Below are 25,724 nucleotides of genomic sequence, written 5' to 3' on the forward strand. Positions count from 1 at the left end.
GAACTCTGCACTGAATGTCGGTCTTGTGTTCTTCATTTCTACCACCTTTTTTCCAGAAGTGAGTCTATCACTTCGTCTATTCAGGTGGCCAAATTCACTATGCCACTACAATAAAATGATATGGCCTAATAAGACAGTGTCTGTATAAACCTCCTCTAAACTAGCGACATACCATTTTTGAGTTCTTCGACTTAGGCTGAGTAGAGAAGGAGAGCTCGCGATGAAGGAATCGCGTTACTCCCAAACACAGAACGTCAATACCTTAAAGCAGTGGAAGCGGGCCGTAAGGTCAATCAAGTGTGCCACGAATGCTGTATTTCAGATGCGACCCTCCATTTCTTGGGTAAACACCATAAAGATCAGATATCTAAAACCCTCAACACCAAGCGTCCCATTGCCGCCAGGTAATAAAAAACCACCCATTATCGGGTGGTTTTATGTTTCAGCGTCTAACGTTCAAGTCTGCAAGACCCGAACTTCAAGCCTTATTGATTCGAGAAGCTATTATCAACCAACTTCTGCTTGTTTTCCGCCTGTGGCACGTGGCACTGAGTACAGTTGAAATACTCATAGTTGAGCTTGCTGTCTGGCAGAATGTGCGATGAGTGGATCTGGGTCGCCTTCATGCGCTTGGCCTTTTCCGGGCTGTGGCAGGTCATGCAGCCATTTTTCTTGATGCTGATCTTATAGTCCGCCTTGTGGGGGATCAGCGGTGGCTGGTGGACGAAGCCGCGCTCAATTGACTGACCTTTCCTAGGATAGGTCGGCATCTCGTCGGCGGCGCGTACCGCGGTGATTTCGCCTTTTCCGAGTGAACTGATGTTCACGGGTTCGGCCGCAGGTTTAGTTTGCTGACCAGAACAGGCTCCTAGCGCCATCAGCGCGACTAAAGTGAGTACTTTTTTCATTGGTTGTTCTCCGCCTTTAGGGCAATTCGATTTTGATACTGGAAAACGCGTTGGGCGCAAACATCGATACATCGGCCGCACTGAGTGCAATCACTGTCGACTATCATGGGTTTGTCGCCCTTGAGGGCGGGCTTCAACACCTGCCGTTCGGGGCAGACCTCGAAGCAATCCATGCAGTTGTCGCATGCACTGGCATTGACCGCAGATACCTTGACCGGACTCGCCTTGCCCAGAAGGGCAAACAGGGCGCCTGTGGGGCACAGATGACCACACCAGGCCCGTTCACTGATAAAGAGATCCAGCAAGAAGATCATCGCCAGTACCCACAGGCCGCTACCGGCACCAAACAGCAGGGCGCGATAGAGGATAGGCACTGGGTTGACCCACTCCCACACAGTTATCCCAGTGACCAGGGGCAGTAATAGCACCAAGGCCAGCAGGTAGTAGCGTAGGTTCCTAGGCATCTCGGCGGTGCGTGGCAGACGCAGCTTGCGCCTTAGCCAGCTTGCACTGTCGGTAACCAGGTTGACCGGGCAAACCCAGCTGCAGAACACGCGTCCACCCGCAAGCAGGTAGAAGAGGGCGATCAGCAGCGCGCCGACAAGCAGCGCTGTCTCGGGTAGGTGTCCCGTCATCAGCACTTGCAGGGTCACAAGGGGATCTGACAGCGGGATAGTGCCCAGCAGCTCGCTGCTGGAGAGATTGCCTTTGAGTACCCAGAGGCCCATCCAGGGGCCGATGGCAAAGGTGAGCAGCACACACAGTTGGCTGGCACGGCGCAGGAACAGGAACTTGTGGGCGCGCCACCAGCCGAGTTCGTCTATCGCCGCCTGAGCGAAACGTGTCTGAGCCGCACCTGGCGTCTTCATCTTCGTATTACTCATGCCGTTTGTCATAGTGTGAGCCCCTTGTTTAACATCTCAAGCGTGGTCTCTTCGGTATTGATATAGGTATCGTGTGTAGCCGTCTTTCCGAGCGCGATATGGGCAGGCAAAACCTTGATGGCGGCTTCTTCCAGCACGCAGGCATGCTCACACTTGCCACAGCCGGTACAGGTGTCGCTGTTAACCGTGGGCAGGAACATGGCGTGATGGTCGCTGCGTAGGTTTCGCTGCCGTTCGAGCGTAATGGCATCGTCGATCAAGGGACAGACGCGGTAACAGACGTCACAACGCAGGCCCTTGAAGTTGAGGCAGTTTTTCTCGTCGATCAGTACGGCAATCCCCATCTTGGCCTCGTCAATATTGGTCAAGGCGTGATCCAGCGACCCAGAGGGGCAGGCCTTCACACAGGGGATATCCTCGCACATCTCACAGGGCACGGTGCGCGCCGTGAAATAGGGCGTGCCCGTCGGTGCCCCCTCAAACCAGCGTGCCAGTTTCAGGGTGTCGTAGGGGCAGGCCTGCACGCAGAGTCCGCAGCGTACACAGGCCGACAAGAAGTCTTGCTCATCTAACGCGCCAGGCGGTCGAATCGCCATAGGATCAAGGTGTGAAGATTGCTTGGCAACCCCACTGACGCCTAATCCCAAGAGGCCCATGGCACAGCCCGCCTTAGCCGTAGTGGCTAAGAACTGGCGGCGGTTGACCCCCTTGGCTTTACTATTGCGATTGACCTGGCTCATATCTAGCTCTTCATATCTGATGTTTGACTCAAGCGATTAAAGGGTTCGGTGAACCGCTTTAGGCTTTCATCACTTTTACCGGACACTTCTTGAAATCCGTCTCTTTCGAGAGAGGATCCGTGGCGTCTAGTAACAACTTGTTGACCAGTTGGCGCGCGTCGAAGAATGGCATAAATACCACGCCTCGTGGCGGTTTGTTCCGGCCTTTGGTTTCAACACGAGTCTTGACTTCACCGCGAGGCGAGGCCACGACAACTTCATCACCACGCTTAAGACCACGGGCCTTGGCGTCATCCGGATGCATAAAGATCTGTGCATCAGGATAGGCGCGATACAGCTCGGGTACGCGGGCGGTCATCGATCCTGTATGCCAGTGTTCGAGCACGCGGCCCGTCGACATCCAGAGATCGTATTCTGCGTTAGGCTCTTCGGCGGCAGGCTCGTATGGTAGGGCGAAGATCACCGCCTTACCGTCTGGTTTACCGTAGAAGTTAAAGCCTTCACCGGCTTTGACATAAGGATCGCTACCTTCGACGAAGCGGCGTAGGGTCTCTTTGCCATTCACCACTGGCCAGCGTAGGCCGCGGGTTTCATGGTAGGTGTCGAAGTCGGCTAAGTCATGAGCGTGGCCGCGACCAAATTGGGCGTACTCTTCGAAGATACCCTTCTGCAGGTAGAAGCCGAAGGCTTCAGACTCATCGTTCAGGTCGCCCTTGCAGTCTGAGGTTGGGAACTTGTTGATCACACCGTTGGCAAACAATACGTCGTAGAGTGTCTTGTCGGCGTATTCAGGCTTCTTGGCCACCAGCTCGGCCGGCCAGACTTCCGAGATCTTGAAGCGCTTAGAGAATTCGACCAGCTGCCACAGATCTGACTTGGCGCCTTCGGGTGCCTTCACCTGCTGGTGCCACATGTGGGTGCGGCGCTCGGCGTTACCATAGGCGCCTTCCTTCTCGACCCACATGGCGGTCGGTAGAATCAGGTCGGCCGCCATGGCGGTAACCGTTGGGTAAGGATCCGAGACCACGATGAAGTTGTCTGGATTACGGAAACCTGGGTAGATCTCGTCGTTGATGTTAGGACCGGCCTGCATGTTGTTGGTACACATGGTCCAGTAACAGTTGAGCTTGCCATCTTTGAGCATGCGGCTCTGCAGCACGGCGTGGAAGCCAGGCTTAGGCGGAATCGTGCCTTCCGGCAGCTGCCACAGCTTCTCGGTAACGGCTCTGTGCTTAGGATTCTTCACAACCATGTCTGCTGGTAGACGGTGGGCGAAGGTACCCACTTCACGGGCGGTACCACAGGCAGATGGCTGACCCGTCAGCGAGAATGGGCTGTTACCTGGGGTGGCTATCTTACCTGTCAGCAGGTGGATGTTGTAGAGCATGTTGTTGGCCCATACACCGCGCACGTGCTGGTTGATGCCCATGGTCCACAGGCTCATGATCTTCACCTTAGGATCGGCGTAGGCCTTGGCCAGGGTCTCGAGTTTTTCAGGCTCGACGCCACTCATCTTGGCGGCATATTCCAGGGTGTAGGTACTGACGAACTTGGCGTATTCGTCGAAGCTGATGGCGGTTGACTTGCCGTTGCCAGGGTTCTTGGCCTTCTGCTCCAGCGGATGGTCGGGACGCAGACCATAGCCGATATCTGTGGTGCCCAGGGCAAACTTAGTATGCTTGCTGACGAACTCCTTGTTTACCGCACCATTCTGGATGATGTAGTTGGCGATGAAGTTGAGGATCGCCAAATCAGACTGAGGGCGGAACACCATAGGGTTGTCGGCCAGGTCGAAAGAGCGGTTTTCGAAGGTCGACAGCACGTGCACGCGGCTGTTTGGCTTGCTCAGGCGGCTGTCTGACAGGCGTGCCCACAGGATAGGGTGCATCTCTGCCATGTTGGCGCCCCAGAGCACAAACTGGTCGGCGGCTTCTAGGTCGTCGTAGCAACCCATAGGCTCGTCGATACCGAAGGTACGCATGAAGCCACCCACGGCCGATGCCATACAGTGACGGGCGTTTGGATCTATGTTGTTGGTGAGGAAACCTGCCTTGTGCAGCTTAGACGCGGCGTAGCCTTCCCATACTGTCCACTGACCCGAGCCGAACATGCCGACGGCGGTTGGGCCCTTGGTTTTCAGTGTGTGTTTCCACTTCTCGGCCATGGTGTCGAAGGCCTTGTCCCAGCTGACCGGGGTAAACTCACCCTCTTTGTCGTACTGGCCGTTCTTCATGCGCAGCAATGGCGTGGTAAGACGATCCTTACCGTACATGATCTTCGACAGGAAATAGCCCTTAATACAGTTAAGGCCCTTGTTGACCGGACTTTCTGGATCGCCTTTGGTGGCAACGACTTTGCCGTTATTGGTGCCGACCAATACGCTACAGCCCACGCCGCAGAAACGGCAGGGGGCCTTATCCCACTTGATGTTGTCATTCTGCTCAGCGGCTTCAACTACTTTCACTGGCAGAGTGACGCCAACCGTGGTCGCAGCGGCAACTGCGGCGTTGGCTTTTAGAAACTCGCGACGGCTAATGCTCATGGTGTTTCCTCACTCTTTTCTTCTAATGGTTCAACTTGGTGATAGACAAGACTGCTTGATAACACCCCGCTAAGGGCGTTGATGGCTTCGACGTTATCGAGGATTGCACCCTGGGTGGCCCCCTCTAGGGTAATGATGAACTTACCCTCGTCGGTAATGGCGTGAATATCCGCACCCGCAAGGGCGTCGATATCCGCTGTAACTTTTGCGAGCTGGCCGGGGGCGGCGTGTACCACCAGGCTGGTCACATGATATTCCTGTGTCATGGGTTAACCTTTCTGTGGCGGCCTTGCTTCCCGGGATATTGGCGATATTTAGGGGTTGGCCGCATTAGGATAGGATTCAGTCTAATCCTTGCTTTTGATAGGGGTATACCTCTTGAGAGGTAACTGAGGTTTTTATAGATCGAGATCAAAGTTTTTCGTGTGACCTGCCTCTCAGTTCGAAATTTAAACAGTTTTTAGGGCTGGACATCTACGGTTTTCAAACACCTTAACCGTGGTTAATTTGCTCAATGTGGCATCGGGGCGTATAACCAAAAGAGGGGCAAAGGTGATATCTGCCCTTGCGGCGAAAGCCCAAGCTTAGTTGGGCTGGCGCTAATTTAGTGATTTGGGTTTTGCCCCGAGAGGAGACCGATATGACGCACGAAAATACGCGGGAGATCCCCGTATGGGATCTGTTTATTCGTCTGTTTCATTGGTCCCTGGTGCTGCTGTTTACCCTGACCTATCTCACCGAGGGGGAGGATGAATGGATGCTGGTGCACAGCTACGGCGGCTATATCATCTTAGGTATATTGGCGCTGCGCATTATCTGGGGGCTGGTGGGCACTCGATATGCTCGTTTTAGCAGTTTTGTCAGGCCACCGGCAGAGGCCATGGAATATCTAAAGCAGCTGTTTGCCGGCAGGTCAAAGGACTATCTGGGCCATAATCCCGCTGGCGGACTGATGATAGTGGCGCTGATCGTCTGTGTGTCGCTGACGGCGCTCACCGGCATTGCGCTCTACGCCACCACAGGTCATGGCCCCCTTGCGGGCAGCTTCATCGCCGCCTGGCCCGAAGGCGCGCTGGAAGAGGTGCATGAGTTCTTTGCCAACTTCAGCCTGACGCTGGTTGTGGTGCACATCGTGGGGGTGATTGTCGGTAGCCTGGCCCACAGGGAAAACCTGGTGAGAGCCATGTGGACCGGCAAGAAGCGCAGGCCTCTGCCTTAGCCGGTCTCAACTCAGTTCATATCCGGCTAGTAACCGGTCAGCTCCATATATCCCTGGCCTCGATGGGAGCCGCTAATCTGTATGGGGCCTTCCCAATAGCGCACGCTTAGCGGCATCAGGCTATCTGGATTGAGGGGGGCGATGTTTAGCTGCAACTGCTCGCTGGGGATACTTATCTGCCATCCCACCGGGTAGTTGGCCTCGTCTATCTGCCGCCAGTCGCTGGGCGTCATCGTGATGGCATGGCTCGCTATGTTGCGGCCGCTGCCGTCGGCGAACATGCGCCGTGCGCTGTAGAAGGGCTCAGCGCTTGATCTCAGCTGAAACAGCATCAGCGCCGAGCCATCATCGAGTCGCAGGGCGAACCAGTCCCAGCCTTGTTGCTGACGGGTGAGAAACTGCGAGCTCCACTCCCTGTCGAGCCAGCCCTGTCCCGTCACCTTGTGAGTTAAGCCCTCGAGTGTGACTGTGCCCGTGATGTCGATGAAGGGCTGGCTGTAGTAGTAGGAGGCCACCTCGCCATTCTTACTCTTGATGCTGTAGCCCTTATTTCCCTGTAGTTGCAGTGGCGCCCTGCTTGTCAGCTGCAGTTGATAACGAAAGTCGTCGCCGTTGACCGCCAGTGTGGCCGGAAACAGCTGCTTCCCCGCGCTCTGCCAGCGCCAGTCATCCAGTGCTATGGTCAGGGGCGAGGCCTGGACGCCCGCAATTGGGTCTAGGCCGCGGGACCAAAGTTCACTCGCCTTGTGTGTGGTCGGGCTGGTTATGGCGCCGTGGGCCATATAGAGCTGGTTGGTCGCCCAGGGAGAGTCAGATGTCGGCGCTTCGGGCGAGAGGGCGATGCGAAACTGGGTCCATTGCAGCCCTAAGGGCTTCCCCGTGTCTGTTGTGAGATTGGCGGTGAGATACCACCACTCCTGCCTGAAGTCGTCGTGAGCGAGGTGATCTGCTGGGAAGCTGAGCGTTCTTCCCTCGATGACCTCGGCGTAACCGCCCGTGTCTGAGCCCATGAGCTCGCCCATGCCGCCGCTCGCCTGCTGCTGGGGCGAGTCGCAGCCCTGTATCAGTAGGGCGAAGAGAGTGAAGATCAGCATGCGCGTCATAGTACCTCCCGTTGCAGGCTGGATACCAAGGGGCGCCTGGTTTGCTGATAGAGGGGGAAGGCGACCGCCAGTGTGCTGGCCACCAGTGCCAGTCCCACCAGTTCCAGGTAGGCCAGCCAGTCCCACACCATGGCGATGGTCCAGCCGAAGGCCTGCAGGGTGACCTTATGGATCAGCAGATAGCCTAGCAGGGCGCCTGTGGGCAGGGCAACCAGACAGGTGAGCAGCACCATGAGCAGCATCTGACCTATGACCAGCCATATCAACTGACGACGATTGACCCCCAGGGCATAGAGGCGCGCGATGGGTGCCAGCCTTGCCTGAGTCAGCATATAGCAGGCGCTGAACAGGCCGATGGCGGCCACCATCAGCGTCAGGCTGTTAAGCACCTGGGTGATGGAGAAGGTGCGCTTAAACATGGTTATCGCCTGGGCCTTGATCTTCTCCTGGCTGTAGATCAGCGCATCGGGCAGGTCGAAGCGTGCCTTGAGTGTCTGGCTAAACTGGGCCACATCCGTGTTGAGGTTGAGGGCCAGGCTCAAGGGCAGCTCACCCAGACCGGCCTTGTGCCACAGGGATGGCGGGATGATCACCTCACCGTAGGGGTTGCCGTAATCATAATAGATGGCGCCTATGGTGAGAGCTGTCTCTCCCAGCGCCGCGATCTGTATCTTATCCCCAAGCTGCTTGCCGTGTTTGATGGCGAAGGGCTCGCTCACCAGGGCGAGTGGCTTAGTCTCAGGCTCGGCCGAGAAAAAATCTCGCCACAGATACGGCCTTGCCTGCTTGATGATGGTGGTGTGCTCTATGGAGTAAGGGTCTCTGATGAGCAGGAAGATGGGTGTCTGTTGATAATGACTCCTCAGCAGCCACTGCTTATACAGGCCGGTCACCTCGGGCGCATCGCTCAGCACCTTCTCCACCTCGGCCATCTGATTGGCGGGGGGACGCAGATAGAGCTGGGCATGCAGCCTGGCATCCAGCCACTGCTTGAGGGTGATCTCGAAGCTACCCACCAGGCTGTTCATGGCGATGTTGGCGGTGAGCGCCAGTAACATGGCCATCATAGCTAGCGATAGCGGTGCCAGCAGCTCCCGGGTTTCACTCACCTGGTAACTCATCAGCCCTTTGGGACTAATTTTCTGTAGCAGGCCAATAAGCTGTCTCAGCAGATAGGGCAAGGCCAGCGGGATGGCGATAACCACCAGGCCGAGCAGCGCCATGGTGAACCGGTAGTCCTGGCTTAGCGGCATCAGGATGAGGGCTATGGCGCCCAAGACACAGGCAAGGATCATGAGGCGGTTTTGCGCTTGCTGGCTGCTGCGTTGCAGGCTGAGCTGACCGCTACTCTGGGCCAGGGGCTGATTGAGCAGCTCCCTCAACAGGGAGCCGCAGGCCAGCAGGGCGGCGATCAGGGTCAGCAGGCTTGCCTGGGCCAGCCATTGCCAACGCCAGCGCCCCGGCAAGATGTTAGCGCCATAGAGCTGCTCTAAGGTGACTGACACCATAGGCTGCAACCAGTAGCTCAGCTGTAGCCCCAGGATGAAACCAATCAGCGAGCCTAGCAGCACCAGCAGGGTGAGCTCCAAAGTCAGAGATATCATGATGGCGGCGCGGCGCACGCCCTGTTGCTGCAGCTGGATGATCAGCCGCTTACGCTTGAGCAGGCTGTAACGCACACCGTTATAGGCGATAAACAGGCCGACGATGAAGGCCAGCAGGCTCATGGCGGTGAGGTTGAGGTGAAAGCTGTTGGTCAGGGCCTTCATCGCCTCGCCGTTATCGCTCTCTACCAGCTCGCCCCGGCCGATGAGTAAGGATGTAAGAAGCTGCTGTTGACGCTCGCTGGGCGGGTCAAACAGGGCGATATAGCTGAGCTGGCCAGGTTTATCCAGCAGCTGCTGGGCCAGGGAGATATCCATCAATAGGCGATCGCCGAGGCGGTAACCCTCATCGACGGCCATCACCTTGAGACGCGTATCATTCAAGGTAAGCCAGGGCTCGGGGAGTAGACTCGCCTTTTGCTCACTCATCACAACTAGCGGCTCGCCCGCCAACATGGCCGCCAGGGGCAGCGGGCCCTTTAGCGGCATGTCGGGCTTAGCGGGAGCAGCTGCTGCCCGCTGGCCTGCGGAGGCTGGGACTGGGGCTAAGGCTGAGGAGGAGGCGGCCGAGAGGGCGGCGATAAGATCGCTGCCGGTCACTTGCCAGCGTTGCTGGGCGTCATCGACCGCCGTGCCCTCGAGAACTGCCAGGCTAGGATGGAATCCCTGGGCTCTCAGTTCGAAATAGAGCGATTCTAACAGTGGCTTACCCGGTAGCGGCGTGATCAGATGGCTTGCCTGGCCGCTCAGCAGTTCGCTGGCCTGGCCATAGCTTTCGATGGCGCTCTCGTTGGTGGCCCTGACGCCAGTCAGCAGGGTGACCGCCAGCACTATGCCTATGAGTATGGCGCCGGCCTGCAGCGGCGCCTTCCTATAGTGGGCGGCAAAGACTCTGAGGGTGAGACGGGTGGCGCGCAGCAGCGCCTTCACGCCGTCGCTGGCCTGACTGTTAACAACTAGGCTACTCATGCACCCGACCAAGATCCAGGTGCCAACGGCGCTGCATGAAGTCGGCGCACTCCATGGAGTGAGTCACCATCAAGATGCTGGTGTCGTGCTCGCCCGCCAGGGCACAGATCAGCTCCATCACCTCCAGGCTGGTGGTCTGGTCCAGGTTACCCGTGGGTTCATCTGCCAGCAGCAGGGCTGGCTTGTGGGCCAGGGCCCTGGCGATGGCGACTCTCTGCTGCTGACCACCGGACAGGGTATCCACATGGCGCTTGAGCAGGGGCCTTAGCCCGAGCGCGTCGGCGAGGTGATCGCACCAGGCGTTCCAGCCGTCTCCCTGCAGGTGCAGGGGAAATGCGATGTTGTCTTCGACGTTGAGCGGGGTGAGCAGGTTAAATTGCTGGAAGACGACGCCTAACTGCCGGTGCCTGAACTGGCTCCAGCGGCTGTCGTCCCAGCCTCGGGTATCTTGATCCAGCAGGGAGAGGGTGCCTGAGCTGGGGCGCTCGAATCCTGCGATGATATTGAGTAGCGTGCTCTTGCCGCTACCGCTCGGGCCTGTGAGGGCGACCGTTTCGCCAAGGGCAAGCCTGAGGTCGAGCCTGTCCAGCACCTGGTGAAACTTATCGCCATCGTTGAAGCCCTTTGAGATCTCGCTCAGGGTCGCGACACTCGTCATTGCCCGTCCTTATCGTTTAGCTTGCCCAAGTGCAGGGAAACGCTCCTGGCACAATTTCCATTAAACCCATTGATAACCTTATCGATAGCAGATTGCAACCGCCAACCTAGCTCAATTGTGGGGTGATATCTGTTACTTACGCGGCGCCTCGATTAAAGGATCTTTCTGCTGTGACACCCAGGGGAATTTATGCCTGTGGATGACACCCAGAGGACTGATTAAATCGGCTTATTTTTATCTGTTTAGCGGGAGCCTTTCCCTAAAATAATGGATGCGAGAAGCAGGCGGGAAGGCTGGCGAGTCGGTCAAGAGCCATGACATGCTTCATGACAGGGCTCAGTGCAAGGGATTAGAGTAAGGGGATTAGAGCGAGAAGATTAGAGCGAGAAGATTAGAGCAAGGGTATTAAAGTAAGGGATAGGCGCGCTGCATAGTGCCAAGACCGTGCATTAAAAAGTGCTAAGACAGTGTATTAAAAAAGGCGCCATGGGCGCCTTCTCGATTAAATCGGTTACTCTTCATCGAGCGAGTAGGGCAGCGGTACCAGGGTGAGTGCTGATGCCTCATCGCCCGCCACTCTTAGCTGAGCACTTAATGCCGTGTCGTTGGGTAGCACGGCGCTCAGCAGCAGCTGATCGTCACGTTGCACCGCTTCCAGTATGGTGCCGGCGCGGCGATAACCCTCATCGTCTTCTAGCTTGATCTCGAGTTGGCTGGTCGCATCGATCGCCACACTGGCCGAGCCCTTGGCGATATAGAGGGCGCGCTTATTGCCGCCACGATACTTCATGCGGGCCACGGTTTCCTGGCCCATGTAGCAGCCCTTGGTAAAGCTGATGCCATCGACCGCCTGCAGGTTACACATCTGCGGCACAAACTGGCTCTGATGACGGGCATAGACGTTAGGCAGACCTGCGGCTATCTCTACCGCCTGCCAGGCGCCGGCATCATAGATGGGCTGATCTATCTTGGTCACTAGCTCGGCCTGTGCCTCCGCCTTGACCGCTATTATGTAGCGCTCGCCGTCTCGCAGGATGACGCCAGCTGGGATGGTGGTGAGTTCAGCATTGAGCTCGCCGAAGGTCTGGCTCAGCCAGGCGCTGGCCTGCTCGCCGGTAACCCCCAGGAGGAACCAGTCTTCACTGGCATCGACGAGTTCAGCCTTGCTGAACACGGCATATTTCTGCAGCTGCGGCAGGTCGAGCGCCAGCGTGTCTCTTGGCATCATCATCAGCAGGGCATCTTGATGGGCGAAGGTTCTGAAGCTGGCCAGCATCTTGCCTTTAGGATCGCAGTGGGCGCCCCAGCGCCACTGGTCGTCTGTCAGTGAGGTGATATCTGTGGTCACCTGACCATGAATAAAGCTCCGCGTCTGCTCGCCGGTAACTGAGATAAGGCCGAGATGGGAGAGTTGGCTGAAAACGATGGCGGGTTGCGCCTCATTGAGGGGCCACTGAGGTTGAGAAACGGTAAGCGTCATATCATGTTCCTGGGCGATTGGGCAGAGGTTTGATTGTACCCTTAATGGGCTCATTGTCATCAATATAGGGGCGCAGTAAGAAATTTAAAGGGGCGGTAAGGCCGAATCTTTAAAATTATGATCCCTAAATGCTTTTGCCTTGGCGCTGTTAGCGAGAACGGACTGACAGAGAAGTTACTGAGCGAGTCGTCACTAGCGGCGATGGAAGCTTCTCAGGCTCCACAGGCCAAACAGGACAATCGCCAGCCCAAGGATAATATCGCCGAGCTGCTGAAGTTGAACGCCCCTGATAAGCCGCGACTGGCGTGGATTGTCTGGGTCGACATACACGGATACCTGCTGACCTATGCCATAGGGCGCCAGACGCTCCTCGGCGTCTTCCTGGGTGCGATCGCCGCTGTAATCTGGATAGAGTAACTCGCCATGGTGTTTTATCCCCTGCCAGATATATTCATAGCCGACTTTGGCCTGGTAGAAGTCGGTGCCGTGACGGGCGCCGCTGGGGCGAAACCGGCCGATATGATTGGTCAGTACCTTGGCCTGAGTCTCCTGCCAGCCGTAGCTGAGCAGGCTCTGGTAGCTGTTGAGTCCGCCGCGGATAGCGAGCGCCGCCCCAAACAGTATCAGCGCCGTGATCGCCAGTGAGACTAACGCGCGTTGCTTATCCATGATTGCTCGATTTCCCTTTATGAGTCCAAGATGAGCCCAAGTTGCAAGGCCACCGATTGCGCGCATCATACCCTATGCACTGTCAGAGGTGCCAGATTCTGCCGGGCGGTCGAGAGACTGAATCGTGAAATAAAGCGCTGTTAAAGAAAAAGGCACCACAGAGTGATGCCTTTTTCGCGACGCTTATTTTCAAACACGGGGCCGTCTTAGTGCAGCAGACGGGTCCTGATGGTGCCGTCGATCGCCTTCATCTCTTCCAGTGCCTCATCGGCCTGATCTGAGTTGACTTCCATCACCACGTAACCAATCTCTGCGGTGGTTTGCAGGTATTGGGCGGCGATGTTGATCCCCTTCTCGGCGAAGGCCTGGTTAATCTTGATCAGAATACCCGGACGGTTGTGGTGAATATGCAGCAGACGCGAGGTGTCTTTATGCTGCGCCAGCGATACCTCAGGGAAGTTGACGGCCGTCATGGTGGAGCCGTTGTCTGAGTATTTCGCCAGCTTGCCTGCCACCTCGATACCGATATTTTCCTGAGCTTCCTGGGTACTGCCGCCCACGTGTGGGGTCAGCAGGACGTTATCCAGGCCGCGCAGTGGGCTGACAAATTCGTCGTCGTTCGACTTAGGCTCGACCGGGAAGACGTCGATGGCGGCACCGACTATGTGCTCGCCGCGGATCGCCTCGGCCAGGGCGTCGATATCTACCACTGTGCCTCTAGAGGCGTTGATCAATATGCTGCCTTGACGCATGGCCGCCAGCTCTTTGCTGCCGATCATGTTCTTGGTCTGCGGCGTCTCAGGTACGTGCAGGCTCACCACATCGGCCAGGGACAGCAGCTGCTCTAGCGAGTGGATCTGCTGGGCATTACCCAGAGGCAGCTTGTCTTCGATATCGAAGAAGATGACGCGCATGCCTAGGGTCTCGGCCAGGATCCCCAGCTGAGTACCAATGTGGCCATAGCCGATCACCCCAAGGGTCTTACCGCGGGCCTCGAAGCTGCCATTGGCGCTCTTGAGCCAACCACCACGGTGGGCCAGGGCGTTGCGCTGAGGAATACCGCGCAGCAGCATGATGATCTCACCCAGTACCAGCTCGGCGACGGAGCGGGTGTTGGAAAACGGCGCGTTAAAGACCGGAATACCCATTTTTTCGGCGGCGGCGAGATCGACCTGGTTAGTCCCAATACAGAAACAACCTACGCTGACCAGCTTTTCAGCCTTCTCCAGCACGGCCTTGGTGAGTTGGGTACGGGATCGGATGCCAACGAAGTGAGCATCTTTTATCGAGGCCAACAGCTCCTCTTCCCCCAGTGATGCCTTGTGATATTCGATGTTGTTGTAACCTGCACGCTTGAATACATCTACCGCAGATTGGTGGACGCCTTCCAACAGCAGGATCTTGATCTTATCCTTGTCCAGCGAATGTTTCGCCATGATTTAGGTACCCTCTTGCTCAATTGTTGCTAGGTGAGTATCGCTCTCGAGGACTCTTTTTACTCGGCTTTCGTTCGGTGGCCTGATACCAGCGAATCTTCATCGTCTTGCTGTTGGCTTTGGGCCAAAATGGGACGCTGAACTTCTACTTTTGGCAGGACGCTGAACTCGGTCGGGCAAGGTTTATGGAGACGCTATGCGGTTGCTGGCCGACTTGTGTAGAATGACTACACAGAGCAAGCATTTTCGGTGCAAAGCCTCTAAACCTTGGTAAAAATGCGCCCAGAAAGGTCTACAAGCCCTGTTCTTGTGGTGATTTTTATCTGTTGCCTGTCAATGCCTCCACAAAATAGCACCTTTTTTAGTCAGTGTGGAGGGCTAGATGGCTAAAGTTATTATTCTGATATTAAAACAATATCATCTAAGGAGTTCTTATTTTGAATAAAAGCACCGTGTGGCTCACAATTTTCTTCGCCGTGCTGATCTGGTCAGGGATAGAACCAAAAGATAGCTTTACCTGGTTTTTAGAGGTCGTCCCCGCGCTGATCGCCCTGCCTATCCTGTTTCTGACCCGTAAAAATTTCCCGCTGACCTCTCTGGCCTACGGCCTTATCTTGATCCATGCCATCATACTCATGGTGGGGGGACACTACACCTATGCCGAGGTGCCCCTGTTTGACACCCTGGCCGACTGGATGGGCAGCGAGCGTAACAACTATGACAAGGTAGGGCACTTTGCCCAGGGCTTTATTCCCGCGCTGTTGGCAAGGGAAGTGTTTCTGCGGCTCGAGGTGGTGAAACAAGGCGCCTGGTGTCATTTCCTCGTGTGTTGCTTCGCCCTGGCATTGTCGGCTTTTTATGAGTTGATCGAGTGGTGGGTGGCGCTGGCAACCGGTGAAGATGCCGAGGCATTCCTGGGTACTCAGGGTTACGTGTGGGACACCCAGTCTGACATGGGGATGGCGCTAATTGGGGCCCTGGCGAGCGTGCTGCTTCTCTCTCGCTGGCATGACAGACTGCTGCTGAACCTGAAAAAGTAATAATAATCTGTAGCTTGCCTATCACATCAGAAGCATTATTATATGCTAATGATGTGATTATTTAGCTTTATATAACTAATAGTGATAACTATTCTCACTCGAGTTAGTTAATATAGCTGACATACTTTTTTACTAGTCATGGCTGAATAGATTCAGTGCTATCTATGGCTAGGAGGAATGAAGTTCATAAAGATCAATAACAGGGATAGCTTACTCACATATGGTTAATTGCGTTGAGGTGCTTTTCAGGGAGAGAAGCGTATGAGTAAAATTGATGAACTGGTTTTTCTACACCAAGATTCAACACCGTGCCATCTGGCCGTTCTGGCCGAATCCATCGGCTTAAAGACACGTATCGCACGTCAGGTCAGCGACCTGGACCCCGAGCGTGATCGCAACAGTTTCTACCTTATTGCCCAGAAAGGCGCGGCGCTTGACAGCAAGGGCGTGCCCCTGATCGTCGCGCGTCTATTACCCCATGTGCCTATCGCCCTCTATCAGGTCGAACGTGGCAGCCTGGAGCCGGAATCTGCCCTGCTGCTAGGGGTGCGTGGGTTGCTGTTTTCCGATCAGCGTATGGATCTCTCGCTGACCGGCCTGCGTAAGATGGTGAACGATGAGCTTTGGTATGACAGGCCATTGATCTCTAAGGTATTTCGACAGCTTGTTAGTCGCCAGGACAGTGGCGTCGAACTGACCCAGGATATGGTTGCCATGCTGCAAAAGCTTACCAGCCGTGAGCGTACCATCATACAGCTGGTCTCCAGCGGTGCCCGCAACAAGGAGATCGCCGATCGCCTCTGTATCAGCGAACATACGGTCAAGGCCCATATCTCCTCTATCTTCCGTAAGACACAGTCTCGTAACCGGGTCGAGCTGCTGCGCTGGTCCCAAGCAAACGCCTGTCACTTCGAGTTTTGTTAATCCATTCGGGATATTAAAGACTGCGAGTCAAAGCCCGGTGGATGCTGGGCTTAGCATTTGGCTTAGTTTTGGCGCTTAATTGTCCCAATGCGTTAGGCGCTTGGCCGAAGCTGATTTGATTTTGAGCGCTATTCTGACCAACCCAGGTTGCGGCTTGTCACACTTTCGACATTTCACCTTCTCACCGTTAAAAAAGTTAAATTGACCAAAATTTAAAACCGCGGTTTGTAAATTCATTGAGTATTTATACTAATCAGGTCTGATGGTGAGCGTTTAAATGCTCAGACTTATCTATTGTTTTATTTGATATTCTCTGAACCTGTCACGAATGAATATCGACGGCCTTTACTTTTGTGCCGCGAAACCAATCGCTTAATCACAATTTACTAATATGTATGCCATCTCCTGTATAGATATTAATCGCATTTTATAAACATAATGTTCGCTATTTTGGAATGTGATCTATATCACAAATCGGCTTGGGCACTTCTGTAACAATCTCGCCGCACGTTAATAAAAATTAGCGGCATTATTATAAAAATGGGGTTGAACAATGGATAATGTTAAAAAGTTGTCAGTGCTCGCACTGTCAATAGCCGCGGCTTTGCCCGTTTCTGCGAAAGCCGACCTGCTCATCAGCGAATACGTTGAAGGCAACAGCAACAATAAGGCGATAGAGCTGTATAACTCAGGCGACGCCGCCTTAGATCTTACCGGTTACAAGCTGGTGCGCTACAAAGATGGCGCTACCAATGCCTTAGATATGGTCGCCCTAGACGGTCTCACCATAGATGCCAAAAAACTCAAAGTGATCGTACATCCAAGTGCCGAAATCGCCTTAGGTAGCGATGTCGACAGCAGCACGGGTAATCTTTATTTCAACGGTGGTGATGCCGTAGCACTGGTCAAAGACGGTGCCGTGGTGGACATCATTGGTGCTGTGCCAACGCCTAGTGGCTGGGGCATGAATACCACCATGCAGCGCAATACCGATGCTCTTAGCGCATCAAACGTCTTCGTCGAGAGCCAGTGGAAGGTGTTGCCTGTCGATACCTTTAGCGGCCTGGGTAATCTTGATGGCAGCAGTGCACCGACCGAACCAGAAGCGCCAGCCTTCACCTGCACAGGTGCCAAGATCACTCCTATCTACAGCGTACAGGGCGCCGGTAAGTCTAGCCCGCTGATCGCCGACGGCGAGTATGCTTCTAAAGAGGAAGTCACTATTCGCGGTGTGGTTACCGCTCGTGGTGATAGCCTGTTCAAAGGCTTCTACCTGCAGGAAGTGCAGGGCGACGGTTCGCCTTATACCTCTGACGGTATTTTTGTTTACCTGGGCGAAGCGGCCGGTGAAGAGATCCAGCCTGGCGTTGAAGTCTGTGTTCAAGGTCTGGTGAAAGAATACTATGGTCTGACTCAGCTCGATATTAAAGCCGACAAGAAGATGGAAGTGGGCGAGAACCTGGGCGCGCCTGCGGCAACGCCTTTCTATGTGGCTGACGGCGAAAATCTTGGCGATGCGCTAGAGCGTTTCGAAGGCATGAATGTGGTGCTCGATGCCGGTAGCGACATGAAGGTCAGCCGCACATTTAGCTATGATTATGCTGCGCGTCGTAACAACATGATGTTATCGCACAAGGCGCCGCTGATGAAGCCTACACAGCTTTATCCTGCCATGACAGACGAGGCTATCGCGCTTGAGAAGAAAAATCGTGCGAACCAGTTGTTCGTCGAGTCTGATTTTAAGGCGAAGAACGGTGAAGTGCCTTATTTCCCAACCTTCAATGCCGAGACTGGCTATATCCGTGTGGGCGATCAGCTGACTAACCTCGAAGGTGTCATTAGCTACAGCTACAACGAATATCGTTTGGTTGCCACAAACGAGATCGTGGCTGGCGACTTCATTCGGGAAGACGATCGCGTCGACGCGCCAGAGGTAGCGACCAAGGGTGATATTCGTGTCGCCAGCTTCAACGTACTGAACCTGTTTACCAGCGACAGCGATGTGGGTGGTGCGTTAAATGCGTCTTGTAAGGATCAGGCCGATGCCGATGCTTCAAGAGGTTGTGGTCGTGGTGCCCATACCCTAGAAGATTACCTGTTGCAGCGTACTAAGATTGTCAGCGCGTTGACCGAGATGAACGCCGATATCATTGGCTTGATGGAGATCGAGAACAATGGCTTTGGCGAAGACAGTTCGATTCAGTACTTAGTCAATGATCTCAACGCTAACCTGCCAGCCGCCGATGCGTATAAGTTTATCGAGGTTGCGGATGCGGATAAGTACAAGGGCGAGTATGTCGGCGGTGACGCCATCACGGTAGGCATGCTGTACCGTCCAAGCAAGGTTGAGCCAACGGGTGACGCCTTTGTTATCGAGACGCCAGAGCAGCATGCGATGGAAGGCGTAGTAACACGCGGCGAAGGCGACAAGCTTGAGCTAAGCCCTGCGTTCGATAAGTACCAGCGTCACAGCTTAGGCCAGGCCTTTAGCGTTAATGGCGAGAAGCTAACCGTTGTGGTTAACCACTTAAAGTCTAAGGGTTCGGGTTGTATCGAAGACTGGGCTAACTTTGAAGACAGCAGCGATCCTGCGGATCTTCAGGGCAAGTGTAACGAGTTCCGTGTATCGGCCGCTAAGGTGATCGGTGATGCCCTGCAAGATGTTGAAGGTGACTTACTGGTTATCGGCGACATGAATGCCTATGGCCTGGAAGATCCTATCCGTGTGCTGACCGATTATGACGCGGCAAACTCGGATCGTGACATCATGACCGCCTCTTGGACTACGCTGGGCGGTAAGGTGTACGAGCGTGAAGGCAGCAAGATCGAGAAGGGCTACGGTATGGTCAACCTGAATACTCAGGTTCACGGTACTGCAACCTACTCATACAGCTATAACGGTGAGTTAGGTAATCTCGACCATGCGCTAGCCAACACTAGCCTGGCTGCGCGAGTGGTTGATATTCAAGATTGGCATATCAATTCAGTCGAGTCGAACCTGTTCGAATACAGCAGCAAGTACACAGGCGAGCTTGAGAAGTCTGAAAATGCCTTCTCTGCATCGGATCACGACCCAGTGATCGTGGCCCTAAGCTACCCTGCGCCTAAGCCAGAACCTAAGCCAGAGCCGAAAGAAAAGGATGACGGCGGTTCATTAGGTTACCTAGGACTGATGTTACTTGGACTGGCTGGATTGCGTCGCCGCAACTAGTCTGCCGAGTCTCCCCAAAGCCAGCTGTTCTCCCCAGCTGGCTTTTTTTATGCCTGTTACAGATTGCATTCGCTTGTGTTTCATCTCTTTAGACGTAAGTTTAGCGTCTTGTTAGCGGTTCTCTTGGTTTGTGTAGCGCCGCCTTGCCATTTCTGCGGCTCAGGTAACGCCGTGATAATTTTCTGTTTTTCACTAACTCATCGGGCTTGTTAATTTGCGTTTTCAGGCTAAACTGTCGCGCGTTACCAGCCCAGCTTAAGTGCTGCGTCAGCGCCTTGATTTGGTGCGAGATTTTTACCAGTTACCCTAGGCCTTCATTCGTCACACAAACCCACTTGATGCGGCCATTTGGCGGCAAACGAGACTAATAATTCAGGGCGGATGAAGGCCACTCCCAGCATGTTTAATCATCCTATGCCCAACTTGCTGCCTAAATTCGCTGCTCTCCAGATGGACCATTTTCCCTGGGCATATGCCGATATCAGGCCTTGGTTCCCTCAGCTTATTCTCCTATATCTTATTGCCCTGTGACCAAGTAGACTATTTGTTGATTTTTGTAAGTAGTGGAATGAGACATGAGTATTTGGTTTAGACCCGTCACTCTGGAAGATTGCGCCAAGATGGACGCAGGCATGCACGGCAAAGGCACCCTGATGCAGACCCTGGGGATCACCATCAGCGAAATTGGCGAAGATTACATGAAAGCCACCATGCCAGCCTCGCCAGCGGTACATAATCCCCTGGGGATAGTTCATGGCGGTGCCAATGTGGCTCTGGCCGAGACGGTTGCCAGCTATGCGGCCAACTTCGTGGTGGATTTTGAGCACTACTATTGTGTCGGTCAGGAGATCAACGCCAACCATCTCAAGGCATCACGCAACGGTACCCTGACGGCGACAGCCAAGCCGGTTCACCTGGGCAAACGCAGCTCGGTGTGGGAGGTGTTGATCCACAACAGCGCCGGTGAGCTCTGCTGTATCTCACGTATGACGGCGGCCGTGGTTAAGCGACAGGCGATGGTCTGATGGCTGGACGCCAGGAGCTGAACGGCTCTGGCGTAAAGCTCGCATTCATCTGACATGCACCTGAATTGGTGAGATAATTTTGAAAGATTGGCTGCCAGCTGAGCAGCCTGGTGCCATAATTAGGGAAGATGTGTTTTAGGGTTAAGGAGTGCCTATGGATACGGCAACAATTTGGGAGTGGGTAGGCTATCTGGCCTCTGTGGTGGTTGCCATCTCCCTCATGATGTCAAATATCAAGAAGCTGCGTTGGTGGAACCTGATAGGGGCCGCATTGTTTGTCGCCTATGGCCTGGCGATTGGTGCCCTGCCGGTGGCATTGGTGAATTTCTTCATCGTGCTGATCGATGCCTTCTATCTGGTGAAGCTGTATCAGGTTTCAAAGGTTAAGCTCGACAAGGAGAGCTGAGCCTAAAGATGACGCCGGGAAAATGCGCTCAGCCTCTGGTTGTAGCCTGCCCGGCGAATACCACTGTCCTATTTATTCATCGATTTCTATTTATCGATTACTGTTTATCTATGCCTGTTTATCGGTTCCTGTTTATCGATGTCAGCTTCTCTATTTTAAGTGACTCAATTCAGACGATTTATTCTCGCTGACTTATCCTCGCTCTTTTGGGCTATCCGCCTACTCCGGCTACATTTGTCTATTCTTGTTGCCTGTATCTGTTGCCTGTATCTGTTGCCTGTATCTGTTGCCTATTTCTGTTACCTATTCCTGTCCTGTCGGGTTTGAGTCGGCATTTATTGTAGGCTGCTCTACCTGTTTTTTAGCTCCCGACTTTAACCTGCTGTTTTCGAGTTAATTTCACACCTGCCATCTAGCGCGAAGGCGCTCGCCGAGATCGATTCGAGAGCATAGCGGCAAGGCTGGTTTTAACTTTAATCTATAAATTAGGTTAAGGTTATTTGTTTTAATCGTTTTAACTTAATCTGTCGCTCGCCTAATCTTACTTCATCGACAAGTTAAATAGCTAAGTGAAGCATCTGGTGCAAGGGCTTATCGCCGGCTTTGGAGTAAGCACTTAGCGGAGTAAACGCTATGGCCACAATATTTGATGTTATCGAAGATTGGTTGAGCTGATTCAAGGCTTAAACCAATCGCTAGCGCAAGACCTAATCTAACCCCAAAACAAATGCCAGATATGCTAAACAGGATGGAGCGAATTATGACAACCAACAACTTAACCAGCCAGAGCGGCGCCCCAATTGCCGACGACCAAAACTCTCTCTCTGCCGGCGAGCGCGGCCCGCTACTGCTACAGGACTGGCACCTTATCGAGAAGCTGGCGCACTTTAACCGTGAGCGCATTCCCGAGCGCGTGGTGCATGCCAAGGGCACGGGTGTCTATGGCACCTTTACCCTGACCAAAGATCTGAGTGATTACACCATCGCCGACCATTTTAACGGTGAAGGCAAGCAGACTGATACCTTCGTGCGCTTCTCGACCGTGGGCGGTGAGATGGGCTCTGCCGATGCCGAGCGCGATCCCCGTGGTTTCGGCCTGCGTTTCTACACCAAGCGCGGCAACCACGACATTGTGGGTAACAACACCCCGACCTTCTTCTTGCGTGATGGCATCAAGTTTCCGGACTTCATCCACACTCAGAAGCGTAACCCTATGACTAACCTGAAAGATCCACAGGCGATGTGGGACTTCTGGTCGCTTAACCCTGAGGCTATGCATCAGGTCACCATCTTGATGTCAGATCGCGGTATTCCCGCCAACTATCGTCAGATGCACGGCTACGGCTCGCACACCTTCTCCTTCTGGAATGCCAAGGGAGAGCGTTTCTGGGTGAAGTTCCACTTCAAGTCACTGCAGGGTGTGGTGAATCTAACCAACGAGCAGGCGGATAAGCTTAAAGGTATCGATCCCGACTCGTCACAGCGTGACATGGTGGCGGCGATACAGGATGGCAACTTCCCACGCTGGACGGTGAATGTGCAGATCATGCCCGAGGCTGATGCCAACAGCTATCATATCAACCCATTCGATCTGACTAAGGTGTGGCCACATGGCGACTACCCGCTGATCGAGATAGGCGTGCTAGAGCTTAACCGTCTGCCACAGAACTATTTTGCCGAGGTAGAGCAGGTGGCTCTGGCGCCGAGTAATCTGGTACCTGGGGTTGGGGCCTCGCCCGACAAGATGTTGCAGGCCCGCCTGTTTGCCTATGCCGATGCCCAGCGTTACCGCATAGGTGCCAACTATAACCAGCTGCCGGTTAACTGCCCGCACGCCGCTCAGGCGAATCATCATCAGCGTGGTGGTGCCATGGCGGGGACTCAGTGTCCATTCAGTGGCAGTCAGACGGGCGGCGATGCCAGCGCCAACTATGGGCCGAACAGCACGCAAGATGCCCTGGTGGAGCCTACACAGTTTGCCGAACCACCGCTGAGACTCGATGGCGAAGCCGACCGCTACAGCCGTTACGATCAGGACGACTATACCCAGGCGGGCAACCTGTATCGCATCTTCTCTGAGGAAGAAAAGGCAAGATTGGCGGCGACCATCTCGGGCTCTCTGAGTCAGGCAAGCCTGGAGGTGCAGGAGCGCATGTTGGCCCATTTCTTCAAGGCCGATGAAGACTATGGTCAGCGCATCAAGCAGGGGCTAGGTCTTTAGGTCACTAGGTTCATAGCCTATTAGGCTGCTATGCAACTCGATTTATAACAGCCGAAAATAGAAAGCCAGTGATCTGAGTCACTGGCTTTTTGCTATCCAGCAGGGCTAACGTCCTGCGCCTGGCTGACTTAACTTAGTAGACCAGGGTGGCTACGCCCAGCAGGGCAAATAGGGCGGCGCAGCCGCGGTGGATCCACTTGAGCGGCAGCTTCTCGGCGCTGAAATGCCCGGCGATCACCACAGGCACGTTGGCGATCATCATCCCCAGCGTAGTGCCCAGGACGACCAGCGGCAGGGCATCATACTTGGCCGCCAGCACGACGGTGGCCACCTGGGTCTTATCGCCCATCTCGGCGAGGAAAAACAGGATGAAGGTGGCGATAAAGGGGCCCATCTGATAGAAGCGGCTCTCCTCGGCGTCAACCTTGTCGGGCACCAGTACCCAGAGGGCGATGGCGAAGAAGGAGAAGGCGACGATATAGGTGGCCATCTCTGGGCTTATCCAGTTGATGGCCCATTGGCCTATCCAGGCGGCGGCAAAGTGGTTCGCCAGGGTAGATAGCAGTATCCCCAGGATGATGGCGGTCTTATTCTTGAATCTTGCGGCGAGGATCAGTGCCAGCAGCTGGGTCTTGTCACCTATCTCGGCAATGGCGACGGTGAAGGTTGAGGCGAGTAATGCTTCCATCATAGTTCCTAAGGGGGCAAAAAATCCAAGCACGATCCGCCGCCCCCTAATGAATGAACGGTAACCGTGCTCAGGTCTTGCAAAGTAAGAGGTGCTCCCCTTACCGTGAGTACCATGGCATGTGGCCAAGTATGTTGACACTCACTCAAGGCAAATTGTCTCGCCTTGTTAGCTACTCCCCTGAAGCAGTGGCGGCCATTATACTCAAATCCGTTAGCGGCGCAAGGTGCTGCCAACTCGCCTGGGGTGATCACTCTGTAGACAGCTTGTTTCGGGCCTTTTACGCCTTTGTACAAACTTGCATCCGATCATCTTGCATACCTTGTGCGCCGCCTGTGGCTCTGTTAATGTGCCAAACAGTCAAATTTATAGAGTAAAGGTAGTGATGAAACAAACCTATCGATATTGTTACCGATTTAGGCAGCCTCAGGGGCTTAGCTAGATCGTAAGATAGTAAAAGCTAAGCTGTTGAGGCCAACCCAACGCGTGCTAGGGCAGAGATCCTTAGTTCGGTTAGGAGGCTATCACTTAGCGTGTTTCATGACTAAATCCCGCCTTCGCAGTCGTTCTAAATCTGACCTTCCAAAAAGAGATAATAAATAAAGACAGGACTAATTTGTGAACTTAAAAATGCTTGGCTCTATTGCCATCGTTGCGGGTACCGCAATTGGGGGAGGCATGTTGGCCTTGCCTCTGGCAACGGCTTCTTTGGGGACGATTCCAGCCTTACTATTACTGGTAGCGATTTGGGCGGTGTCCATCTACACCTCGCTACTCATGTTAGAGATTAATTTACGTGCCGGGGTAGGGTTAAATGTTCACGCCATCACGGGCAAGACCCTAGGTAAAGTAGGACAGCTTATTCAAGGCGGCTCCTTCTTGAGCCTGCTATTCGCCCTGACCATGGTGTATCTGATGGGCGGCTCATCCCTGCTCAAATCCCGTTTCGAACCCTTAGGGATCGAGGTGAGTCATGAGGCGGCGGTATTACTCTTTACCTTTATCTTCGGTGGCTTCATCGCCATAGGTGTCTCTTGGATCGATAAGGTCTCTCGGGTACTGTTTACCGCCATGGTGGCCCTGTTTGTCATCGTGGTGCTCTTCCTGCTACCAGAGGTGAGCCCGAACTATATTCTGCGTGAATCGGCCGCCGAACTCGTGTCTAAGGGCGAGCTGGGTAACCTCTGGCTGGCGGCCATCCCTGTGGTGTTTACCTCTTTCGGTTTCCATGTCTGTATCGCGACCATAGTGCGCTACCTGGATGGTGATGCCATGTCGCTGCGCAAGGTACTCATGATCGGCTCGACCATTCCCTTGGTGTGCTACATCCTCTGGTTGATGGTGACCCTGGGTACTGTGGGCGGCGCGACCGTACACGGCTTCGAGGGTTCTCTGCCTAAGTTGGTCGCCGCGCTGCAGGGAATCGCCCACTCGAGCATATTGCAGCAATGTATCGATCTGTTTGCCAACCTGGCGCTGATCACCTCCTTCCTCGGGGTCACCATGAGCCTGTTCGACTATATAGCCGAGCTGACCCGCGCCAGAGAAAACCTGCTGGGCCGCGTTCAGACCTGGCTGGTGACTTTTGTGCCGCCGCTGCTGTGCGCGCTCTACTATCCAGATGGTTTCATTAAGGTGTTAGGCTTCGCGGCCCTGCCGCTGGTGGTGATGATCATCTTCCTGCCTATCGCCATGGCGCTGGGACAGCGTAAGCAGAACCTGGGCGGTTACCAGGTGACAGGTGGTCAGTTTGCCCTGGGTGCGGCGGCGCTGGTGGGGCTGGTGATTATTGCCGCTCAGCTCTGGGTCGCACTGTAAAAAGCGCCTGACAATGGTCGCTAAAGCGAAGGGGGAGGAGGCTGGAAATACCTGCTTACCTTTTCGCTGATTTGCTAAGCTGTTTGTTACTCAAGAATTTATGATAAAGTCGGGCCATTGCCCGACTTTTTTGTAGGGCTTTTAAGGCTTCATGCGCTGAAGACTTAAAAGACCATTGG

At 54.5% G+C, this 25,724-nt stretch carries 20 protein-coding genes; 8 read left to right on the top strand and 12 right to left on the bottom strand.

The window, feature by feature from the left end; all coding sequences use genetic code 11:
• Positions 1 to 485 precede the first annotated feature (485 nt).
• Genes L2731_RS06215 through L2731_RS06235 form a run of 5 tightly spaced genes read right to left on the bottom strand, consistent with a single transcriptional unit; the run spans position 486 to position 5,340 of the window.
• Entirely contained in the window at positions 486 to 908 is a 423-nt protein-coding gene (locus L2731_RS06215; protein ID WP_239849575.1) for a nitrate reductase cytochrome c-type subunit, read from the bottom strand.
• On the bottom strand, positions 905 to 1,804 hold the full coding sequence (gene napH / locus L2731_RS06220) for a quinol dehydrogenase ferredoxin subunit NapH (protein ID WP_249252291.1): 900 nt from the start codon (positions 1,802 to 1,804) through the stop codon (positions 905 to 907). The genes L2731_RS06215 and napH overlap by 4 nt, the downstream gene beginning before the upstream one ends.
• A complete protein-coding gene (napG, locus tag L2731_RS06225; protein ID WP_249252293.1) occupies positions 1,801 to 2,532 on the bottom strand; it encodes a ferredoxin-type protein NapG in 732 nt (243 codons plus the stop codon). The genes napH and napG overlap by 4 nt, the downstream gene beginning before the upstream one ends.
• Before the next feature lie 58 nt (positions 2,533 to 2,590).
• Positions 2,591 to 5,074: a nitrate reductase catalytic subunit NapA gene (napA, locus tag L2731_RS06230; protein ID WP_249252294.1), complete on the bottom strand. Its 2,484-nt coding sequence runs from the start codon at positions 5,072 to 5,074 to the stop codon at positions 2,591 to 2,593.
• A complete protein-coding gene (locus L2731_RS06235) occupies positions 5,071 to 5,340 on the bottom strand; it encodes a chaperone NapD (protein ID WP_239849579.1) in 270 nt (89 codons plus the stop codon). The genes napA and L2731_RS06235 overlap by 4 nt, the downstream gene beginning before the upstream one ends.
• Positions 5,341 to 5,714: 374 nt before the next feature.
• On the opposite strand from L2731_RS06235, the gene L2731_RS06240 reads away from it, so the two are divergent.
• Positions 5,715 to 6,293: a cytochrome b/b6 domain-containing protein gene (locus L2731_RS06240; RefSeq protein WP_239849580.1), complete on the top strand. Its 579-nt coding sequence runs from the start codon at positions 5,715 to 5,717 to the stop codon at positions 6,291 to 6,293.
• 26 nt (positions 6,294 to 6,319) lie between these two features.
• On the opposite strand, the gene L2731_RS06245 is transcribed toward L2731_RS06240, so the two are convergent.
• From L2731_RS06245 to serA, 6 genes are all read right to left on the bottom strand, one after another.
• Positions 6,320 to 7,396: a lipocalin-like domain-containing protein gene (locus tag L2731_RS06245; protein WP_249252295.1), complete on the bottom strand. Its 1,077-nt coding sequence runs from the start codon at positions 7,394 to 7,396 to the stop codon at positions 6,320 to 6,322.
• Positions 7,393 to 9,969 (bottom strand): ABC transporter permease, encoded by a 2,577-nt coding sequence (locus tag L2731_RS06250; protein ID WP_249252296.1) that lies wholly within the window; start codon positions 9,967 to 9,969, stop codon positions 7,393 to 7,395. Before L2731_RS06250 ends, L2731_RS06245 begins: the two co-directional genes overlap by 4 nt.
• A complete protein-coding gene (locus L2731_RS06255) occupies positions 9,962 to 10,627 on the bottom strand; it encodes an ABC transporter ATP-binding protein (protein WP_249252297.1) in 666 nt (221 codons plus the stop codon). Before L2731_RS06255 ends, L2731_RS06250 begins: the two co-directional genes overlap by 8 nt.
• 511 nt (positions 10,628 to 11,138) lie before the next feature.
• Entirely contained in the window at positions 11,139 to 12,107 is a 969-nt protein-coding gene (gene ygfZ, locus L2731_RS06260) for a tRNA-modifying protein YgfZ (protein WP_249252298.1), read from the bottom strand.
• 192 nt (positions 12,108 to 12,299) lie between these two features.
• Positions 12,300 to 12,776, bottom strand: a complete 477-nt coding sequence (locus L2731_RS06265) for a DUF3592 domain-containing protein (RefSeq protein ID WP_249252299.1) — start codon at positions 12,774 to 12,776, stop codon at positions 12,300 to 12,302.
• 206 nt (positions 12,777 to 12,982) lie between these two features.
• Complete coding sequence (gene serA, locus L2731_RS06270) at positions 12,983 to 14,212, bottom strand: phosphoglycerate dehydrogenase (RefSeq protein ID WP_041510025.1); 1,230 nt, start codon at positions 14,210 to 14,212, stop codon at positions 12,983 to 12,985.
• Positions 14,213 to 14,649: 437 nt separating this feature from the next.
• Between serA and L2731_RS06275 the strand changes: the two genes are divergently transcribed.
• From L2731_RS06275 to katB, 6 genes are all read left to right on the top strand, one after another.
• Positions 14,650 to 15,252: a DUF2238 domain-containing protein gene (locus L2731_RS06275; RefSeq protein ID WP_249252301.1), complete on the top strand. Its 603-nt coding sequence runs from the start codon at positions 14,650 to 14,652 to the stop codon at positions 15,250 to 15,252.
• A gap of 261 nt (positions 15,253 to 15,513) precedes the next feature.
• The gene (locus L2731_RS06280; RefSeq protein ID WP_041510027.1) at positions 15,514 to 16,176 is read left to right on the top strand and encodes a helix-turn-helix transcriptional regulator; all 663 of its coding nucleotides are present in this window, start codon (positions 15,514 to 15,516) and stop codon (positions 16,174 to 16,176) included.
• 553 nt (positions 16,177 to 16,729) lie between these two features.
• Complete coding sequence (gene exeM / locus L2731_RS06285; protein WP_249252303.1) at positions 16,730 to 19,387, top strand: extracellular exonuclease ExeM; 2,658 nt, start codon at positions 16,730 to 16,732, stop codon at positions 19,385 to 19,387.
• 575 nt (positions 19,388 to 19,962) lie between these two features.
• Positions 19,963 to 20,412: a PaaI family thioesterase gene (locus L2731_RS06290; protein WP_220072276.1), complete on the top strand. Its 450-nt coding sequence runs from the start codon at positions 19,963 to 19,965 to the stop codon at positions 20,410 to 20,412.
• A 154-nt stretch (positions 20,413 to 20,566) separates the two neighbouring features.
• Complete coding sequence (locus L2731_RS06295; protein WP_041510030.1) at positions 20,567 to 20,818, top strand: YgjV family protein; 252 nt, start codon at positions 20,567 to 20,569, stop codon at positions 20,816 to 20,818.
• Between the two features lie 760 nt (positions 20,819 to 21,578).
• A complete protein-coding gene (gene katB, locus L2731_RS06300) occupies positions 21,579 to 23,039 on the top strand; it encodes a catalase KatB (protein ID WP_249252304.1) in 1,461 nt (486 codons plus the stop codon).
• A 133-nt stretch (positions 23,040 to 23,172) separates the two neighbouring features.
• On the opposite strand, the gene L2731_RS06305 is transcribed toward katB, so the two are convergent.
• Positions 23,173 to 23,727 carry a TMEM165/GDT1 family protein gene (locus tag L2731_RS06305; RefSeq protein WP_249252305.1) on the bottom strand — a complete coding sequence of 185 codons (555 nt, stop codon included), beginning with the start codon at positions 23,725 to 23,727 and terminating at the stop codon, positions 23,173 to 23,175.
• 618 nt (positions 23,728 to 24,345) lie between these two features.
• Between L2731_RS06305 and L2731_RS06310 the strand changes: the two genes are divergently transcribed.
• Complete coding sequence (locus L2731_RS06310; protein ID WP_249252306.1) at positions 24,346 to 25,545, top strand: amino acid permease; 1,200 nt, start codon at positions 24,346 to 24,348, stop codon at positions 25,543 to 25,545.
• Positions 25,546 to 25,724: the final 179 nt, after the last annotated feature.

Origin of the sequence: Shewanella aquimarina, assembly GCF_023349185.1 — a bacterium.
Taxonomy (GTDB): domain Bacteria; phylum Pseudomonadota; class Gammaproteobacteria; order Enterobacterales; family Shewanellaceae; genus Shewanella; species Shewanella aquimarina.

Coding starts and splice junctions, on each gene's coding strand:
- L2731_RS06215 (WP_239849575.1), bottom strand. CDS start 908: ATGAAAAAAGTACTCACTTTAGTCGCGCTGATGGCGCTAGGAGCCTGT.
- napH (WP_249252291.1), bottom strand. CDS start 1,804: ATGACAAACGGCATGAGTAATACGAAGATGAAGACGCCAGGTGCGGCT.
- napG (WP_249252293.1), bottom strand. CDS start 2,532: ATGAGCCAGGTCAATCGCAATAGTAAAGCCAAGGGGGTCAACCGCCGC.
- napA (WP_249252294.1), bottom strand. CDS start 5,074: ATGAGCATTAGCCGTCGCGAGTTTCTAAAAGCCAACGCCGCAGTTGCC.
- L2731_RS06235 (WP_239849579.1), bottom strand. CDS start 5,340: ATGACACAGGAATATCATGTGACCAGCCTGGTGGTACACGCCGCCCCC.
- L2731_RS06240 (WP_239849580.1), top strand. CDS start 5,715: ATGACGCACGAAAATACGCGGGAGATCCCCGTATGGGATCTGTTTATT.
- L2731_RS06245 (WP_249252295.1), bottom strand. CDS start 7,396: ATGACGCGCATGCTGATCTTCACTCTCTTCGCCCTACTGATACAGGGC.
- L2731_RS06250 (WP_249252296.1), bottom strand. CDS start 9,969: ATGAGTAGCCTAGTTGTTAACAGTCAGGCCAGCGACGGCGTGAAGGCG.
- L2731_RS06255 (WP_249252297.1), bottom strand. CDS start 10,627: ATGACGAGTGTCGCGACCCTGAGCGAGATCTCAAAGGGCTTCAACGAT.
- ygfZ (WP_249252298.1), bottom strand. CDS start 12,107: ATGACGCTTACCGTTTCTCAACCTCAGTGGCCCCTCAATGAGGCGCAA.
- L2731_RS06265 (WP_249252299.1), bottom strand. CDS start 12,776: ATGGATAAGCAACGCGCGTTAGTCTCACTGGCGATCACGGCGCTGATA.
- serA (WP_041510025.1), bottom strand. CDS start 14,212: ATGGCGAAACATTCGCTGGACAAGGATAAGATCAAGATCCTGCTGTTG.
- L2731_RS06280 (WP_041510027.1), top strand. CDS start 15,514: ATGAGTAAAATTGATGAACTGGTTTTTCTACACCAAGATTCAACACCG.
- exeM (WP_249252303.1), top strand. CDS start 16,730: ATGGATAATGTTAAAAAGTTGTCAGTGCTCGCACTGTCAATAGCCGCG.
- L2731_RS06290 (WP_220072276.1), top strand. CDS start 19,963: ATGAGTATTTGGTTTAGACCCGTCACTCTGGAAGATTGCGCCAAGATG.
- L2731_RS06295 (WP_041510030.1), top strand. CDS start 20,567: ATGGATACGGCAACAATTTGGGAGTGGGTAGGCTATCTGGCCTCTGTG.
- katB (WP_249252304.1), top strand. CDS start 21,579: ATGACAACCAACAACTTAACCAGCCAGAGCGGCGCCCCAATTGCCGAC.
- L2731_RS06305 (WP_249252305.1), bottom strand. CDS start 23,727: ATGGAAGCATTACTCGCCTCAACCTTCACCGTCGCCATTGCCGAGATA.